Annotated in this window: 15 protein-coding genes; 7 read left to right on the top strand and 8 right to left on the bottom strand. The window is 72.4% G+C overall.

Annotated elements, in window-relative coordinates; translation table 11 throughout:
* Positions 1-63: 63 nt before the first annotated feature.
* The gene (locus EDF20_RS03495) at positions 64-903 is read left to right on the top strand and encodes an ADP/ATP-dependent (S)-NAD(P)H-hydrate dehydratase (protein ID WP_133737712.1); all 840 of its coding nucleotides are present in this window, start codon (positions 64-66) and stop codon (positions 901-903) included.
* Positions 904-970: 67 nt separating this feature from the next.
* On the opposite strand, the gene EDF20_RS03490 is transcribed toward EDF20_RS03495, so the two are convergent.
* Complete coding sequence (locus EDF20_RS03490) at positions 971-1663, bottom strand: YceI family protein (RefSeq protein WP_123546393.1); 693 nt, start codon at positions 1661-1663, stop codon at positions 971-973.
* Positions 1664-2045: 382 nt separating this feature from the next.
* On the opposite strand from EDF20_RS03490, the gene chvE reads away from it, so the two are divergent.
* The 3 genes from chvE (at position 2046) to mmsB (ending at position 6009) form a co-directional block, all read left to right on the top strand.
* On the top strand, positions 2046-3179 hold the full coding sequence (gene chvE, locus EDF20_RS03485) for a multiple monosaccharide ABC transporter substrate-binding protein (RefSeq protein WP_133737711.1): 1134 nt from the start codon (positions 2046-2048) through the stop codon (positions 3177-3179).
* 77 nt (positions 3180-3256) lie between these two features.
* Positions 3257-4804 carry a multiple monosaccharide ABC transporter ATP-binding protein gene (gene mmsA / locus EDF20_RS03480; protein WP_123546391.1) on the top strand — a complete coding sequence of 516 codons (1548 nt, stop codon included), beginning with the start codon at positions 3257-3259 and terminating at the stop codon, positions 4802-4804.
* Positions 4805-4854: 50 nt separating this feature from the next.
* Positions 4855-6009: a multiple monosaccharide ABC transporter permease gene (gene mmsB / locus EDF20_RS03475; RefSeq protein ID WP_123546390.1), complete on the top strand. Its 1155-nt coding sequence runs from the start codon at positions 4855-4857 to the stop codon at positions 6007-6009.
* Between the two features lie 46 nt (positions 6010-6055).
* Here the strand turns inward: mmsB and EDF20_RS03470 are convergent, their stop codons facing one another.
* Genes EDF20_RS03470 through EDF20_RS03460 form a run of 3 tightly spaced genes read right to left on the bottom strand, consistent with a single transcriptional unit; the run spans position 6056 to position 8549 of the window.
* Positions 6056-6817, bottom strand: coding sequence for an amino acid ABC transporter ATP-binding protein (locus EDF20_RS03470; protein ID WP_123547266.1), 762 nt, complete (start codon positions 6815-6817; stop codon positions 6056-6058).
* Positions 6818-6855: 38 nt separating this feature from the next.
* Entirely contained in the window at positions 6856-7761 is a 906-nt protein-coding gene (locus EDF20_RS03465) for an amino acid ABC transporter permease (RefSeq protein ID WP_133737710.1), read from the bottom strand.
* Positions 7725-8549: an ABC transporter substrate-binding protein gene (locus EDF20_RS03460; RefSeq protein ID WP_133737709.1), complete on the bottom strand. Its 825-nt coding sequence runs from the start codon at positions 8547-8549 to the stop codon at positions 7725-7727. The genes EDF20_RS03465 and EDF20_RS03460 overlap by 37 nt, the downstream gene beginning before the upstream one ends.
* 79 nt (positions 8550-8628) lie before the next feature.
* Here EDF20_RS03460 and EDF20_RS03455 point away from each other — a divergent pair, with 79 nt between their 5' ends.
* The 3 genes from EDF20_RS03455 (at position 8629) to EDF20_RS03445 (ending at position 11999) form a co-directional block, all read left to right on the top strand.
* Entirely contained in the window at positions 8629-10008 is a 1380-nt protein-coding gene (locus EDF20_RS03455; RefSeq protein WP_133737708.1) for a glycosyltransferase 87 family protein, read from the top strand.
* A gap of 201 nt (positions 10009-10209) precedes the next feature.
* Positions 10210-10542: a thiamine-binding protein gene (locus EDF20_RS03450; protein WP_133737707.1), complete on the top strand. Its 333-nt coding sequence runs from the start codon at positions 10210-10212 to the stop codon at positions 10540-10542.
* A gap of 167 nt (positions 10543-10709) precedes the next feature.
* The gene (locus EDF20_RS03445; RefSeq protein ID WP_243833355.1) at positions 10710-11999 is read left to right on the top strand and encodes an MFS transporter; all 1290 of its coding nucleotides are present in this window, start codon (positions 10710-10712) and stop codon (positions 11997-11999) included.
* 136 nt (positions 12000-12135) lie between these two features.
* Here the strand turns inward: EDF20_RS03445 and EDF20_RS03440 are convergent, their stop codons facing one another.
* The 4 genes from EDF20_RS03440 to EDF20_RS03425 form a co-directional block, all read right to left on the bottom strand.
* Positions 12136-12813, bottom strand: coding sequence for a response regulator transcription factor (locus EDF20_RS03440; protein ID WP_123546384.1), 678 nt, complete (start codon positions 12811-12813; stop codon positions 12136-12138).
* Positions 12814-12892: 79 nt separating this feature from the next.
* Positions 12893-13606 (bottom strand): hypothetical protein, encoded by a 714-nt coding sequence (locus EDF20_RS16000; protein WP_243833354.1) that lies wholly within the window; start codon positions 13604-13606, stop codon positions 12893-12895.
* Between the two features lie 541 nt (positions 13607-14147).
* Positions 14148-15305, bottom strand: a complete 1158-nt coding sequence (locus EDF20_RS03430) for a histidine kinase (protein ID WP_133737706.1) — start codon at positions 15303-15305, stop codon at positions 14148-14150.
* A 213-nt stretch (positions 15306-15518) separates the two neighbouring features.
* On the bottom strand, positions 15519-16727 hold the full coding sequence (locus EDF20_RS03425; protein ID WP_133737705.1) for a homoserine O-acetyltransferase: 1209 nt from the start codon (positions 16725-16727) through the stop codon (positions 15519-15521).
* Between the last annotated feature and the right edge of the window lie 57 nt (positions 16728-16784).

The raw sequence follows: 16784 nt of genomic DNA, 5'->3' as shown, positions 1-16784 counted from the left end.
CAGGCGTCTCGGCTCGGCCGGGGCTCTGGACGCCGGCGCCGCGAGCCCGACTAGCGTCGGGGCGTGACCACCGACCCGCACACCGCCTCCCGCCCTGCCGCCTGGACCGCCGCCGACGCCGCTGCCTGGATCGCCGTCCCCGCGGTCGACGACGACAAGTACAGCCGCGGCGTGCTCGGCGTCGTGACCGGCTCGACCGCGTACCCGGGGGCCGCCGTCCTCGGCGTGGAGGCGGCGCTGCACACCGGCGTCGGCATGCTCCGTTACCTCGGCCCGGCGCGCGCCTCGGACTTCGTGCTGCACCGACGGCCGGAGGCCGTGACGAGCCCCGGTCGGGTGCAGGCGTGGCTGCTCGGCTCGGGGGTGGACCCCGACCACCTCGACGACGTGACCGCGGAGGGCTTCGAGACGGCCGCCTCCTCGGGGCTGCCCCTCGTGCTCGACGCGGGTGCGTTGTCGCTGCGCGAGCGGGCGACGGGGCCGGTCGTGCTGACGCCGCACTTCCGCGAGCTGGCGCGGGCGTCCGGGCGGTCCGTCGACGACGTGGCGGCCGACCCGGGAGAGGCCGCGGCACGGGCGGCGGGGGAGTGGGGCTGCACCGTCCTGGTGAAGGGCCACCGCACGCACGTCGCCTCGCCCGGCGGCACCCGGCTCATGGCGGAGAGCGCACCGACCTGGCTCGCGACGGCCGGTGCGGGCGACGCGCTCGGCGGCGTGCTGGGCGCGCTCGTCGCCACCCACTCGGACGAGGCACTCGCCCAGGAGGACGCCCTCGCCCGTCTCGCGGCCACCGCCGCGGTCGTGCACGGCCTGGCCGCCGAGCGCGCGAGCGCCGGAGGCCCGCTCACGGTCCTCGGCCTCGTGGACGCGCTCCCGGCGACGATCGCCGCGCTGCTGCGCTGATCGAGATGACGTTCCGGGGCAGTCCGCCTCGGCGAGATGCCCCGGCGGCGTCACGTCGGCCGGTCGTCTAGGAGGCGGGGGTCGCCGACACGAGGAACTCGACCGTCCCCGAGTCCTCGACCTGGACGAAGCCGAAGCTCGGCGCCTCGACGCCGTAGTCGCTGAAGGTCACCGGCACCGATCCGCTGATCTGCACCCCGTCGCCCGAGAGCGCGGCCTGCAGCGAGACGGTGACGCTCTGGGTGACGCCGTGCATCGTGAGGTCGCCCGTCGCCTCGACGGTCTCGACGTCGCCGTCGGCGGGGACGCCGGCGTCGATGGGCTGGGTCAGCACGAAGGTCGCCGTGGGGTAGGTCGAGGCCTCCATGGCGTCGTCGCGGAAGTAGCCGTCGCGGTTGCCGCTGTCCGTGGCGATGCTCGCGACGTCGACGTCGATCGTGGCCGCCGTGACCGAGTCGCCCTCGACCGTGACGGTGCCGGTGACCTGGTCGGTCGTGCCGACGACGGTGACGTCGGTGCCGTTCAGCACCTCGTCCACGCGGTAGCCCGCGGTGCTGCCGTCGCCCACGGTCCAGGCGCCGCTGAGGTCGCTCGTGTCGATGGTCGTCGCGCCGGGCGTCACCGAGACGGTGGGGGCGGCCTCGGGCTCGCCGACGATCACGTCGCGGTAGAAAGCGGGGCCGGCGACCGCGGCGGTGACGCCGAGGCCCACCACCACGACCGCTGCGACTCCGAGGACGATTCCGGTCTTCTTCTGCATGGTGTGTCTCCTGGGGTCGGCTCGGGTGCTGCTCGGGCTGGTCGGCACGGAGGAGGCGCCTGCCCAGGATGATGACGCGTCACCCTAGGACGGCGCTGGGAAGGTGCAGGCACGGCAACCGCCCCTCGACCAGGGTGAACGCGAGCATCGTTCATCTCGATTCGGTAACGACGCCTCCCCGCTCTGGCGCGCGCCTCCTCACGGCTATATGTTCCGAGAGCCAACAAATAGCCGACGCACCCTCGTCGGCCTCGAGCACTACAGCGAAGTACAGCTCGATCTGGACCGGTTCGACGACGAACCACGGCCACGACGCTCCCCACGCACCCGGAGGGAGCCGCGACCCGTCGCCCGGGCAGATCCCATCGGAAGGATCCGCACCATGACCACAGCACGCACGCTCTCCGTGGCGGCCCTGACGCTCGGCCTCGTGGCCGGCCTCGCGGCTTGCGCACCCGCCGGCTCCTCGGGCGGCTCCTCCGGCGGCGGGGACGACGCCGCCGGCACCGACTGCAACGTCGGCATCAGCATGCCGACGCGCAGCCTCGAGCGCTGGATCAACGACGGCGAGGGCCTCAAGGAGAAGCTCGAGGGCGACGACTGCACCGTCGACCTGCAGTACGCCGACAACAAGACCGACCAGCAGATCAGCCAGATCCAGAACCAGGTCGCGGGAGGCGCGAAGATCCTCGTCGTCGCCGCGATCGACGGGCAGACCCTCGGCCCCGTGCTCGAGGACGCCGCCTCGCAGGACGTCACCGTCATCGCCTACGACCGCCTCATCAACGGGACGGAGGCGGTCGACTACTACGCGACGTTCGACAACTACAAGGTCGGCCAGCTCCAGGGACAGTACATCGAGGACCAGCTCGGCCTCGCCGACGGCGAGAAGGGCCCGTTCACGATGGAGCCCTTCGCGGGCAGCCCGGACGACAACAACGCCGGCTTCTTCTTCGCCGGCGCGTGGGACGTCCTGCAGCCCTACGTCGAGAGCGGCGTGCTGACCGTGCCGAGCGGCAAGGCACCGGCCGACGACGACGGCTGGAAGGCCATCGGCATCCTCGGCTGGGGCTCGGACGACGCCCAGGCCGAGATGGACAACCGCCTCCAGTCGTTCTACACGGGCGGCGACAAGGTCGACGTCGTGCTCTCGCCGAACGACAGCCTCGCGCTCGGCATCGAGGCCAGCCTCGACGCGGCCGGCTACCAGGCGGGCACGGACTGGCCGATCATCACGGGCCAGGACGCCGACGTCGCGAACGTCAAGGCGATCCTCGCCGACCAGCAGTCGATGACGGTCTGGAAGGACACGCGTGAGCTCGGCACCCAGGTGCAGGCGATGATCGCCTCGATCGTCGCGGGCGAGGACCCCGAGACGAACGACACCGAGACGTACGACAACGGCGTCAAGGTCGTGCCGGCGTACCTGCTCGACCCGGTGGTCGTCACGAAGGACGACGTGCAGTCCGTCCTCGTCGACTCCGGCTTCGTCGACGCCGACGACGTGGGTCTCTGACCCCACCACCCGGCAGCCGGCGGCGGTCCCCACGGGCCGCCGCCGGCTCCCTCACCCCTGAACGGAACGAGGACCACATGGACGACGTCATCCTCCAGATGACCGACATCGTCAAGGAGTTCAGCGGCGTCCGCGCGCTCGACGGAGTCTCCGTCAGCGTGCGGCGCGGCGAGGTGCACGCGATCTGCGGCGAGAACGGCGCGGGCAAGTCGACGCTGATGAAGGTGCTCTCGGGCGTCTGGCCGCACGGCAGCTTCGGCGGCGTGATCGAGCTCGACGGCCGGCCCGTCCGCTACTCGTCGATCAACGACAGCGAGCGCGACGGAGTGGTGATCATCCACCAGGAGCTCGCGCTCAGCCCGTTCCTCTCGATCGCCGAGAACATCTTCCTCGGCAACGAGGTGCAGCGCGGCGGCGTCATCGACTGGAACCGCACCAACCTGGAGGCGGCGGCCCTGCTGCAGAGGGTCGGCCTCGCCGAGAGCCCCGTCACCAAGGTGCTCGAGCTCGGCGTCGGCAAGCAGCAGCTCGTCGAGATCGCGAAGGCGCTCTCGAAGGAGGTGAAGCTGCTGATCCTGGACGAGCCCACGGCCGCGCTGAACGACGACGACTCGGCGCACCTGCTGGGCCTGATCGACCAGCTGCGCGACCAGGGCATCACGGCGATCATCATCAGCCACAAGCTCGGCGAGATCCGGGCGATCGCCGACACGGTCACGGTCATCCGGGACGGGAAGACGATCGAGGCGTTCGCGGTCGAGGACACCCCGGAGATCGAGACGCGCATCATCCGCGCCATGGTCGGCCGTCCGCTCGACAGCCAGTTCCCGCCGCGGGTGCCCGACATCGGAGCCGAGAAGCTGCGCGTCGAGAACTGGACCGTGCACCACCCGGTCGACGCCGACCGCGTGGTCGTCGACGACGCCTCCTTCACCGTGCGGGCCGGCGAGATCGTGGGCTTCGCGGGCCTGATGGGGGCAGGGCGCACCGAGCTCGCGATGAGCCTCTTCGGGCGCTCGTACGGCAGCGACATCTCGGGCCGTGTCTACAAGGACGGCGTCGAGATCCAGACCCGCACGGTCGGCGAGGCGATCAAGAACGGCATCGCCTACGTCACCGAGGACAGGAAGCGCTACGGCCTGAACCTGATCGGCAGCATCACGGTCAACGTGTCGGCGGCCGCGCTCGGCAAGCTCGCCCGGCTCGGCGTCATCGACCGCAACCGCGAGTACGCCGTGGCGGACGACTACCGCCGGCAGATGAACATCAAGACCCCGTCGGTCTCGTCGGTCGTGGGCAACCTCTCCGGCGGCAACCAGCAGAAGGTCGTCCTCAGCAAGTGGATCTACTCGGGCCCCGACGTGCTGATCCTCGACGAGCCCACCCGGGGCATCGACGTCGGGGCGAAGTACGAGATCTACGGGATCATCGCCGAGATGGCGGCCCAGGGGAAGGCGGTCGTCGTCATCTCGAGCGAGCTGCCCGAGCTGATCGGCCTCTCGGACCGCATCTACACCATCGCGGAGGGGCGGCTCACGGCCGAGCTCTCGCGCGCCGACGCCAGCCAGGAAGAGCTGATGCGCCACATGACCGCGACCAGGAACCTAGGAGCAGAAGCCTCGTGACCACCACCGCACCTCCTCGTCCGTCCGCACCGCCTCCTGCGTCCGGGCCGATGCCGGGCTCCAAGCGCCGCCTGCGCATCGACATGCGGCAGTACGGCATCCTCGCCGCCCTGCTCGTCATCGTGCTGTTGTTCCAGGTGCTGACCGAGGGGCGACTGCTCTACCCCGGCAACGTCAGCAACCTGATCCAGCAGAACGCCTACGTGCTGATCCTCGCGATCGGCATGGTGATCGTGATCATCGCCGGGCACATCGACCTCTCGGTCGGCTCGGTCGTCGCGACGGTGGGCGCGGTCGCGGCGCTGGCCATGAACGACTGGGGGCTGCCCTGGGGCGTCGCCGTCGCGCTGTCGCTGCTCGTCGGCGCGCTGATCGGGGCGTGGCAGGGCTTCTGGATCGCCTTCGTCGGCATCCCGGCGTTCATCGTCACCCTCGCGGGCATGCTCGTGTTCCGCGGCGTGGCCCTCGTGCTGCTCACGGGCGGCACCATCAGCGGGCTGCCGAGGGCGTTCAACTCGATCGGCTCGGGCACGCTGCCGACGACCGGCCAGCCCGACCTGTTCACGCTGGGCATCGGCCTGCTCGCCTCGGCGGGCCTCGTCGCCCAGCAGCTGCGGGCCAGGGCGAACCTGCGGCGCCTCGAGCTGCCCCGCGAGCGGGCGGTCTCGTTCGTGCTCAAGATCGCCATCGCCGTCGCCGCGATCATGTACCTCTGCTACCTGCTGGCTTACAACCGGGGGACGCCGATCATCCTGATCATCCTCGCGACGCTCGTGCTGCTCTACTCGTTCCTGCTGACGCGCACCGTCTTCGGCCGTCACGTGTACGCGATGGGCGGCAACCTCTACGCGGCGATGATGTCGGGCGTGAAGACGAAGTGGGTCACCTTCGGCATCTTCGTCAACATGGGCCTGCTCGCCGGGCTCGCCGGCGTCGTGAGCACCGCCCGCGCCGGCAGCGCCGTCGCGTCGGCGGGGCAGAGCTTCGAGCTCGACGCGATCGCGGCCGTCTTCATCGGCGGTGCCGCGGTCCAGGGAGGCATCGGCACCGTCGTCGGGGCCGTGATCGGGGGTCTCGTGATGGGCGTGCTCAACCAAGGTCTGTCGATCCTCTCGGTGGACGCCGCGTGGCAGCAGGTCATCAAGGGGCTCGTGCTGCTGCTCGCCGTCGCGTTCGACGTGTACAGCAAGCGCCGGCGCCGCTGAGGGCGGACGCGGGGCGCCGGCGGTCCCCAGGAGGGGCGCCGGCGCCTCAGCCCGAGACGCGGGCGAGGAACTCCCTCGCCCGCTCGGTGCGCGGCGACCCGAAGAGCTGGGCCGGCGGCCCCTGCTCGGCGATGCGGCCGGCGTCGAGGAACACCACCCGATCCGCGACGTCGCGGGCGAAGGCCATCTCGTGGGTCGCCATCAGGATGGTGGTCCCCACCTCCTTGAGTGTGCGGACGAGGTCGAGCACCTCGCCCACGAGCTCGGGGTCGAGGGCGCTCGTCACCTCGTCGAGCAGCAGCACGGCGGGCCTCGGGGCGAGGGCCCGCGCGATCGCGACGCGCTGCTGCTGGCCGCCCGACAGGCGGTCGGGGTAGGCGCGGGCCTTGTCGCCGAGCCCGACACGCTCGAGCAGCTCGAGGGCCCGCGCCTCGGCCTCGGCCCGGGGGCGCCGCAGCACGTGTCGGCTGGCCAGCGAGACGTTGTCGAGGACCGTGAGGTGCGGGAACAGGTTGTAGTGCTGGAACACGACGCCGATGCGCGCCCGGACCGCGTCGACCCGGACCCGGGGATCGGTGATGTCCTCGCCGCCGAGCACGATGCGCCCGTCGTCGACCTGCTCGAGCAGGTTCACCGTGCGCAGCAGCGTCGACTTGCCCGAGCCGCTCGCGCCGATCAGGGCGACGACCTCGTCGCGCGCCACGTCGAGGTCGATGCCGTCGAGCACGGTCGTGCCGCCGAACGACTTCCGCACGCCCTCGAGGCGCAGGACGACCTCGGCGGACTGCGCCGCGCCTCCTGCGGTCAGGTCGGCCTGGCCGTGGCCCTTGCTCTGGTCCTGCTCGTTCACACGACGCTCCCGGCCTGTTCGCGCCGACGGAGGCGCGCCGACAGCCAGTCGGTCAGCCAGACCGTCGGCAGGGCCAGCAGCACGAAGAGCAGCCCGGCGAGCACGTAGGGCGTGAAGTTCGCGGCCGTCGCGGTCTCGATCTGGGCGGCGCGCACGGCGTCGACCGCGCCGAGCACCGAGATCAGCCCGACGTCCTTCTGCATCGAGACGACGTCGTTCATCAGGGCCGGCGTGACCTTGCGGATGGCCTGGGGAAAGACGACGAGCCGCAGCGTCGCGGCGTGGCTGAGGCCGAGCGAGCGGGCGGCCAGCCGTTGGGACGGGTGCACGGCGTCGAGCCCGGCGCGGATGACCTCGCTGACGTAGGCCGAGTAGGTGAGCACGAGCGCGACCGTGCCCCAGACCTCGGCGGGCAGCCTGGGGATGCCGAGGCCGAGCCCCGGCACGCCGAAGCCGACGAGGTAGAGCACGATGATCAGCGGCAGCCCGCGGAACAGGTCCGTGTAGCCGCGCACGAGGGCTCGCACCGGGAAGAAGACGGGGCCGCGCAGCGTGCGGAGGGCCGAGAGCAGCGTCGCGAGCACGGCGACGCCGACCAGCGCCACGACGAGCACCCGCACGTTCAGCCAGAGGCCCTCGAGCACTCGCGGCCAGGCCGCGACGAGGGTGGGACCGTCGAAGAAGCTGAAACGCACCCTGTCCCAGCCGGGCGTGCTCGTGACGGCCCACCAGGCCAGGGCCGCGAAGGCGATCGTGCTGACGGCGGCGATCGCGATCGAGCGCCCCGACTGGCGGCGCCGGAAGGCGCGACGGCCGAGCTCGAGGTCGCTGACGGGGTGGGCGTCGACCGCGAGCGCTGAGCGGGCTACGAGAGCTCCGGCACGTCGTAGTCGGCCAGCCACTCCTGCTGCAGCTGGTCGAGGGTGCCGTCGGCGCGCAGGGCGTCGACCGCGTCGGTGACGTCGCCGGTGAGCGCGCTGCCGAGCGGGAGCACGATGCCGAGTTCGTCGCTCGCGCCGTCCTCGGCGGCGAGCTGGCCGAGCACGACGCCGCCCTCGACGAAGTAGGTGGCGGTCGGCACGTCGAGCACGATCGCGTCGACCTGGCCGGCCTCGAGCGCCGCCTTGGCGTCGTCGTTCGAGTTGTAGGCCTGCACGCCGCCCTCGGGGTCGATGACCTTCTCGGCCGCGGTGAAGCTGGTCGTGCCGCTCTGGGCGCCGATGGCGAGGCCCTGCAGGTCGGCGACGCTCGTCGCGCCCTCGGCCGCGCTGCCGGGCAGGGTGACGACTGCCTGGCGCGTCTCGTAGTACGGCGACGAGAAGTCGACGGCCTTCGCGCGCTGCTCGGTGATCGAGAACTGCTGCAGGTTCAGGTCGAACGTCTTGGGGCCGGGCGCGATCGCCTCGTCGAAGGTGGAGCGCACCCAGACGACGTCGTCCTCCGCGTAGCCGAGCTGGTCGGCCACGGCGTAGGCGAGCGCGGCCTCGAAGCCCTCGCCGGTCGTCGGGTCGTCGTCCTCGACCCAGGGGCTGTAGGCCGGCTCGCCGGTCGCGACGGTCAGCTTGCCCTCGGTGACGAGGCCGTCGCCGGACCCGCCCGAGCCGGACGTGGGGGCGCAGGCCGACAAGGAGGCGACGACGGCGGCGACGGAGACGGCGGCGGCCGCGAGACGGAGACGGGTGCGGGGCATGAGGGGCAGGATATCCGTCCGCGGTCCCGCGCGGCGGCACCGAGGCCTCGTGTGACGCCGGACGGCTAGCCTTGCCCGCATGACCGTCGCCGCGCCTCCTCGTGCACCCGGCGCGGACGGCGCCTCCCGCCGCCTGCCTGCGCGCGTCGCGGCTCACCCCGCCGTGCTGTGGTCGGCCTTCGTGCTCGTCCACCTCGTCGTCGGCCACGCGGCGCTCACCGGGCCGAACCAGCCGATGGGCGACGTGTGGAGCGTCTACCGTACCTGGATGCAGCAGGGCGTGGGAGGCGGCGACTGGGTGGGCGTGGACCGCCCGTGGGTCTACCCGCTGCTCGCCGCCGTGCCGATGCTGCTCGCCCGCGTCGGCGGCGACGCCCACTACGGGCAGGCGTGGCTGACGATCGTGCTGCTGCTGGACGCGGGGGCGTTCGCGGTGCTGACCGGGGGGCTGCGTCGCGGGACTCGCGCGCACGGCCACGTCGGGGCGGCCTGGTGGTGGCTGCTGTTCCTGCTCGCGCTCGGGCCGATCGCCGTCGGGCGCATCGACGCGGTCACCGTGCCGTTCGCGATCGTCGGGCTGTTGCTGCTCTCGTCCCGGCCGCTGGCCGCGTCCGTGCTGCTGACGGTCGCCGCGTGGATCAAGGTGTGGCCGGCGGCCCTCGTCGTCGCGGCCGTCGTCGCCCTGCGGGGTCGTGCCCGGCGCGACGTCGTCGTGGGCGCCGTCGCGACGACCGTCACCGTCGTCGCGATCTCGCTCGTGCTCGGCAGCGGGGCCACCGTGCTCGGCTTCGTGGGGGAGCAGGCCGGCCGCGGGCTGCAGGTGGAGTCGCCCACCGCCACCGCGTGGCTCTGGCGGGCCGCCGCCGGGATGCCGGGGGCCTTCGTCTACTACGACCACCAGATCCTCACCTACCAGGTGGAGGGCGACGGGGTGGGCACCGCGGCCCGCCTCACGACCGTGCTGATGGCGCTCGTCGTGCTGCTCGTGCTGCTGCTGGGGCTGCGGGCCGTGAGGCGCGGCGCGTCGGCGGCGCACCTCCTCGCGCCCCTGTCGCTGGCCTTCGTCACGGCCCTCATCGTCACGAACAAGGTCGGCTCGCCGCAGTTCGTCTCCTGGCTCGCGCCGCCGGTGGTGCTCTGGCTCGTGCTCTCCCGCCGCGGGGGGCCGTCGGCCGCTGTGCCCGCCGCGCTGGCCGTGGGGATCGCCGCGCTGACGCAGGTGATCTACCCGTGGGAGTACCAGGCCCTGCTCGGCGTCGAACCCTGGATGCTCGTGCTGATCACGGTGCGGAACCTCGGCGAGGTGGTGCTGTTGGTCGTCGCACTGGTGCAGCTGTGGCGGGCCGGGTCCCGTCGGCCGGCGGCGCGGGCCGAGAGCTCAGCTCAGGCAGCCAGGACGCCGCAGAACCCGACAGATCGACGCGGGGGCGCGTCGCAGCACCCGGATATCCACGTATAGGTGGCTCTCCGGTCGGCATTTCCCGACCGGCGGTACCGTCCGAGGTGTCCACGGGACCGCAGCTGCCGCGGAGCGGGACAGATCTGCTCGCGCGAGGCCCGCAGACTGAGCCGGACCGGCCTCGGACGTGCACATCTGTCTCAGGTCACGGGGGAAGGGCGCAGGGTGCCGTCCCGGCCGCGACGGTGCGAGGATGACCGCATGATCGTCGCCTTCTCCGTCTCTCCCAGCGGCGGCCCGTCCGCCGGATCGCTCGACCCCCAGGCGCACGGCGACTCGGTGCACGAGGCGGTGGCCGCGGCGGTCGCGGTGGTACGCGCGTCCGGGCTGCCGAACCGCACCTCCTCGATGTTCACCGAGATCGAGGGGGAGTGGGACGAGGTCATGGACGTCGTCAAGCGAGCGACGGAGGCGGTGGGCCGGTACGGCACGCGTGTCTCGCTGGTGCTGAAGGCCGACATCCGCCCCGGCCGCACGGGCGAGCTCGACGGCAAGGTCGAGCGGCTCGAGCGGGCGCTGGGCGAGCAGGGCTGAGCCCTCGCTCTTCGTGCCTGCCAGGCGGTAAGATCGCCGCGGAGCTGTCGAATCGATTCGAACGACAGGCTCCCGACGGACGGGCCTCGTGCCCGTCGCGCACCAGCCAGCTCGACGGAGAGTCCCTGGATCCCAGCCCGCCCCTCCGACCTCGAAGGCAGCCGCCCGTGATCGTCCTCACCACTCGCCGCAAGACCCTCGCCCTGATCGCCCTCGCGCTCGGCGGGTTCGGCATCGGCTCGACCGAGTTCGTCGCCATGGGCCTGCTGCCGAACATCGCGCAAGATCTACTGCCCGGCCTCTACGCGCAGTCGTCGGACCAGGGCATCGCCCAGGCGGGCTGGCTCGTCAGCGCCTACGCGCTCGGCGTCGTCGTCGGGGCCCCGACGATCGCGGCGATGTCGTCGCACCTGCCGAAGAAGAAGCTGCTGATGGGGCTCCTGGCCCTGTTCGTCGTGGGCACGGTGCTGTCGGCGGTGCTGCCGACGTTCGGCTGGGTGCTCGGGGCGCGGTTCTTCGCCGGCCTGCCGCACGGCGCCTACTTCGGCATCGCCTCCATCGTGGCGGCCACCATCATGGGCCCCGGCAACCGGGGCAAGGGCGTCGCCCTCGTGCTCAGCGGGCTGACGATCGCGAACGTGATCGGCGTCCCGTCCATCACCGCGCTCGGACAGGCGCAGGGCTGGCGCGCCGCCTACCTCGCCGTCGCCGCGATCTTCGCGCTCACCTTCGTCGCCGTCTGGCTCGCCGTGCCGCGGATGGAGGGCGACTCGTCCGCCTCGATGCGCCGCGAGCTCAGCGCGTTCGGGAAGCCGCAGGTGTGGCTCGTGATGGGCATCGGCGCCATCGGCTTCGGCGGCTTCTTCGCCGTCTACAGCTACATCGCCAACGCGGTGACCGAGGGCACGGGGGTCGACGAGGGCGTCGTGCCGTGGGTGCTCGTCGGGGTCGGCGTGGGCATGACGATCGGCAACGTGATCGGCGGCTGGGCCAGCGACAAGAACCTCAAGGCCGCGCTGACGGTCGGGTTCATCGGGCTGATCACCGCACTCGTGGCGTACGCGTTGCTCGTCGACGGCATCGTGGGCATCTTCGTGACCACGTTCTTCCTCGGGCTCGTCAGTTCGATGATCGGGCCGTCGGTCCAGTCGCGCCTGATGGAGGTCGCCGGCGAGAGCCAGGTGATCGGCGCCGCCCTGAACCACTCGTCGATGAACCTCGGCAACAGCGCGGGTGCCTACCTCGGCGGTGCCGTCATCGCCGCGGGCTTCGGCTTCGCCGCCCCCGGCTGGGTCGGCGTGGCCCTCGCGCTCGTGGGCGTCGTGCTCACCGTGATCAGCTTCCGGCTGCAGAAGTCGGGCGACGCCCGCCAGGCCGCGCTCTGCGCCGCCGCCAGCGAGGCAGACCACAAGGAGGACACCGACACGGGGTCCGTGTTCGTGGTGCAGGGGCGCTAGCAGCACCGCTCGAGCGGGTTGTACGCGACAAGGGACGAGATGCCCGGGGGCCCCCGGTGATCTCGTCCCTTCCCGCGTACCTCGCGAGCGGCGGCACCGGCGGGCAACGCCCGGCCGCGGCCGCCGCCGAGCAGGGCTAGAAGCTCGTCTGCGCCGGCATGTCGGTCTGCAGCAGGATGCCGTCCGTGATGGCGCGCTTCCGCAGGGCCACCTTGGTGCCGACGTCGTAGCCGGCCACGCGATACTTCTCGCGGATGCGCTTGAGATAGCTCTTCGCCGTCTCCTCGCTGATGCCGAGCTGGTAGGCGACGGCCTTGACGGGCTCGCCACCGCCGTAGAGGGCCATGACGCGGCGCTCCTGCGCACTGAGCTTCGGCACCCCGCCGATCTCGGCGGCGTTGAGCGCGAGGTCGAGCTCGGCCGAGATGTACGACTCGCCCTTGGCGGCGGCCCGGATCGCCTCGACGATCATCTCGGCGTCCTCGCTCTTGACGAGGTAGCCGAGGGCCCCGGCGGCGAGGGCCTCGCGGACGACGTTGGGCTCGGAGTAGGTGCTCATCAGCACCGTCTTCACGCCGGTCGTCTTGAGGGTGTTGATCTTGAGCGAGATCGGGATGTTGTCCTTGAGGTCGAGGTCGAGCAGCACGACGTCGACGGGGAACTCGGGGTGGGTGAGCAGCTCGGGCCAGGACGCGACGGCGGCGACCATCGAGATGTCGCTGGCTGCGCCCCGGATCCACTCGCTCAGGGCGCCGAGGAGCATCTTGTGGTCGTCGACCAGGGCCAGACGGATGCGGTCGTCGGGTGTCGTCACGGGGCGGTCCTTCTTTCTGAGGAGGTGGTGTCCATGCTAGACGGACGGATCGAGGTGCAGACAGCCCTGTCGCGGGCGGTCACGACTCGGCGGGGTTGTCGACGATGCAGTGGATGCGCAGGCGGAGGCTCGACTCGTGGGTCGAGGCCGAGTACTCGCCCACGCGCTCGAGGGCGCTCCACGTCGCGGGGGTGACCCGGTTGCGCCGGATGCCGGTCGTCGAGAGGACGATCGGGACCTCGACGCTGCGGCCGGCCAGCGAGGCGATGGACTGGGTGACGGCGGCCACGGGGCCGAGGGTCAGCGTGATCGCCGCGCTCGGCGCCCTCGTCTTCGAGTCGCCGAGGAGGAGCCACACGGCCTGCAGGAGTCCGTCGCGCTGCGGCGGCGCCAGCAGCCCGGCGAGCGACGACGGGTCGACGAGCGTCACCGAGCGCCCGAGGTACTCGGACTCGGTGACGGCGTGGTGCAGCCAGGTCTCGCGGCGGCCCTCGATGAGGTGCAGCCGCAGCTCGGTCGCGAGCGACGCGGCCTGCGAGGCCACCTTGGGCGCGAGGGGGAGCGGCACGTCGCCGCCCGCGACGCCGTCGAGCAGCTTCTCGGCGGCGAGGTCGAGGCGGGCGAGCTCGTCGCTGGCGAGCATCCCCACCGCGAAGCGGGGCTGCGAGACGTTGCTCTGGACCAGCACGCGGTCGAGCTCGACCTGCACCATCCGTCGGAACCGCTGCACCACCGAGACGGCGACGGCGCCCGGCAGCACGGCGAGCGCGACGATCGAGATCTGCTGGGGCACGGAGTCGGCGGTGAGGGGGTCGACGCCACGACCATGGCGACGAAGCCGACGAGGAGGACGGCGACGGCGACGACGATCTCGCGGGCCGGTCTCAGCGTCACGACGGGCAGCAGGCCGAACCCGACCGCGACGCTGGCCGTCGCGTAGGCGCCCACGTCGTGCAGCGGCCAGATCGCGACGAAGTCGAGGGCGACGACGACGACCATGATGCCGCCGATGACGGCGAAGACCCCGCCGGTGAGGCGCTCGCCCCGGATCGTGACGAGGGCCGCCGTGCCGACGAAGGCGGCGATGTAGAGCAGCCAGGCCACGAGCGCCGGCGCGACCATGGGGTAGTCGCTCAGGTGGCTGAGGAAGAAGACCAGGCCGTACACGGCCTGCACCGCGGCGACCACGGCGGCGCCGAGTCCCAGGTAGCCGGTGCCGAGGGTCGCGCCGGCGGCACGGGCCTGGCGCAGGGACCGCGCCCCCGTCGAGCCGATCGGCAGGCCGCGGGCGGCCCGGCGGCCGCGCTGCACCCCGAGGGTGTTCTCGTCGATGCTCATCGGGGCGCCTCCAGGACGACGGTGGTGCCGGAGCCCGGCGACGAGAAGAGCCGGGCGCTGCCGCCCACCTCGCGCAGGCGGCCGACGACGGACTCCTTGAAGCCGAGGCGCTCCTCGCTCACGCCGTTCAGCTCGAAGCCGACTCCGGCGTCGGTCACCATCGCGCGGACCATGGAGTCGTCGTGGATGATCGTCACGTGCGCCTCGGTGACTCCGGCGTGGCGCCGCACGTTCTCGAGGCACTCGGCGAGGGCGAGCAGGAACGCGTCGAGCACGTGCGTCGGCAGCAGCACCTGGCCGGTGCCGTGCCAGCTCACCTCGAGGCCCATGCGCCCGAAGCGCTGCTTGACCGACTCGAGGGTCTGCCCGAGGGGCGACTCCTCGACGGTCTCGAGGGTGTACTCGCCCGACGCCTGCGGCTGGGGCGTCCCGCCGAGGCGGAGGTGACGGAGGAGGCGCGCGTCCTCGGCCGCCTGGTCCTGCAGCGCCTGGGGGGTGACGCCCACCCCGGAGTGGGCGAGGAGCGTGAGGGTCGCGAGGACGGTGTCGTGCAGGAGGCGAGCGCCCTGCCGGCGCTGCGCCTCCGTCTCGCTCGCCTGGCGCTCGGCACGGTGCGCGTTGCCGATGCTGTAGATGCGACGGGCGGCGAGGGGGACGGCACGGCCGAGCCAGACGCCGACCACGAAGACGAGGACCCAGCCGAGCACGACGGCCGCGACGGGGAAGGTGAGGACGGAGCCCGTGGCGAGCGAGACGCACGCGACGGAGACGGCGAACGCGACGACGGCGGTGACGACGCGGATGCGGCTCGTGGACAGGACGAAGGCGAACGACGCGTTGGCGCCTCCTGCGAGGGGGATGACCGCCGTCGCGACGGCAGCGTCGGCCGGCGCCCCGAACGGGAGCAGGGCCACGACCGTGGCGGCGAGGCCGGCGGCCATGCCGCCGAGCACGGCCCAGCGCGAGCCCGACCGGCCGACGACGACCAGGGCCGCGACGAGAGCGGCCACGAGCACGGCCACGAGGGCGAGGTGAGCCGGCTCGGTCACTCCCGGGAACGCCAGGGCCACGAGCGACACCCCGGCGCAGGCGATGCCCAGGGTGCGCGTGGTGGAGCTCAGGAGTCGATCGCGTTCCTGGGCGAATATGTCCATGGTGATCCAACGGGTACGACGACGTGGTGCGTGTCTGTCGGGTGACAGCGACCCCTCATGTTTCCACATGTGCAGGCCCTGTGAGGCGCACGGGCGTGCGCGACGCGCCGAGGACACGTGGATCACTCGTGTCGCGGGCAGACGCGGAACGGGGGACGTGTCGGCCGTTCGGGGGACCGGCCAGGGGACGCCTCGCCCGGGCGGGGAGCCGGGTCAGCTGGCCAGCAGGCGCCGGAGGTGGTGGCCGACCGCGTCGTCCTCGATGAGGAAGCCGTCGTGCCCGTACTCGCTGGTGATCACGACGGCCTCGCCGTCGTCGAGGCTGTTCGGCAGGCGCCGGGCGATCGCCTGCTGGTCGCGGGCGGGGAAGAGCCGGTCGCTGTCGACCCCGAGCACGAGCGTGCGCGCCGTGACCCGTGCGAGCGCCTCCTCGACGCCGCCTCGGTCTCGGCCGACGTCGTGGGAGTTCATCGCCCCCAGCAGGGCGACGTAGCTGCCGGCGTCGAAGCGGCGCGTGAACTTCGCACCGTGGAAGTCGAGCCAGCTCTCGACCTGGAACCGGCCGGGGCCGCCCAGGGGAGAGATGTCGCTCTGCCAGGCGCGCCCGAACCGGGCCGCGAGCTCCTCCGGCGATCGGTAGTTGAGCAGGGCCATGCGGCGTGCGAGGGCCAGGCCGCGCCAGGGCCCCTCGCCGTCGACGGCGTCGTAGAAGTCGCCGCCCGCGAAGGCCGAGTCCATCCGGATCGCCTCGGTCTGCACCGTGTTGAGGGCGATCTGGTCGGCGCTCGCGAGGGGCGGTGCCGCCAGCACCGCGAGCCGCTCGACCCGGTCGGGGTGCGTCACGCCCCACTCGAGGGCGTGCATGCCGCCCATCGAGCCGCCGATGACGGCGGCCCACCGCTCGATGCCGAGCTCGTCCGAGAAGGCCGCCTGGGCGGCGACCTGGTCGCGGATCGTCAGGTGCGGGAACCGCGAGCCCCACTCGACGGCGTCGGGGCCGAACGACGAGGGGCCGGTGCTGCCCTGGCAGCCGCCGAGCATGTTGGGCGCGACGACGAACCAGCGGTCGGTGTCGACGGCGAGCCCGGGGCCCACGACGCCGCCCCACCAGCCGGCCGTGCGGTGGCCGGGGCCGGCCTGCCCCAGGACGTGGCTGTCCCCGGTGAGCGCGTGCAGCAGGAGCACGGCGTTGTCGCGGGCGGGGGAGAGCTCGCCCCAGGTCTCGTAGGCGATGCGGACGCGGTCGAGCGCCGTGCCGCTCTCGAGGTCGAGCCGGTCGAGTGCGACGAACGACCGGTAGCCCGGGTCGTCGCCGTCACGCCAGGCCCCTGTCACGGGCGGGCGAGCCAGCATCGCGAGCCGGGTGCGCTCGCTCACGACGCTCGACGGGACGGTGTCCTCGGGGGTGCTCTGCCAGTCCATGTGCTGCCATCCTGCTCGACCCGAGGAGGCGTGGGCCGTTTGTTACGTCCGCCGCGC

It is taken from the genome of Frigoribacterium sp. PhB116 (assembly GCF_004364285.1).
In the GTDB taxonomy this organism is placed as follows: Bacteria; Actinomycetota; Actinomycetes; order Actinomycetales; family Microbacteriaceae; genus Frigoribacterium.
Note: the sequence above shows the minus strand (reverse complement) of the source record. Positions and strands in the feature narration are given on the sequence as shown.

What these genes read in the sequence shown, in the direction of transcription:
- EDF20_RS03425 (WP_133737705.1), bottom strand. Translation starts at nt 16,727, where the DNA reads ATGGACTGGCAGAGCACCCCCGAGGACACCGTCCCGTCGAGCGTCGTG.
- EDF20_RS03460 (WP_133737709.1), bottom strand. Translation starts at nt 8,549, where the DNA reads ATGCCCCGCACCCGTCTCCGTCTCGCGGCCGCCGCCGTCTCCGTCGCC.
- mmsA (WP_123546391.1), top strand. Translation starts at nt 3,257, where the DNA reads ATGGACGACGTCATCCTCCAGATGACCGACATCGTCAAGGAGTTCAGC.
- EDF20_RS03450 (WP_133737707.1), top strand. Translation starts at nt 10,210, where the DNA reads ATGATCGTCGCCTTCTCCGTCTCTCCCAGCGGCGGCCCGTCCGCCGGA.
- chvE (WP_133737711.1), top strand. Translation starts at nt 2,046, where the DNA reads ATGACCACAGCACGCACGCTCTCCGTGGCGGCCCTGACGCTCGGCCTC.
- mmsB (WP_123546390.1), top strand. Translation starts at nt 4,855, where the DNA reads ATGCCGGGCTCCAAGCGCCGCCTGCGCATCGACATGCGGCAGTACGGC.
- EDF20_RS03430 (WP_133737706.1), bottom strand. Translation starts at nt 15,305, where the DNA reads ATGGACATATTCGCCCAGGAACGCGATCGACTCCTGAGCTCCACCACG.
- EDF20_RS03490 (WP_123546393.1), bottom strand. Translation starts at nt 1,663, where the DNA reads ATGCAGAAGAAGACCGGAATCGTCCTCGGAGTCGCAGCGGTCGTGGTG.
- EDF20_RS03455 (WP_133737708.1), top strand. Translation starts at nt 8,629, where the DNA reads ATGACCGTCGCCGCGCCTCCTCGTGCACCCGGCGCGGACGGCGCCTCC.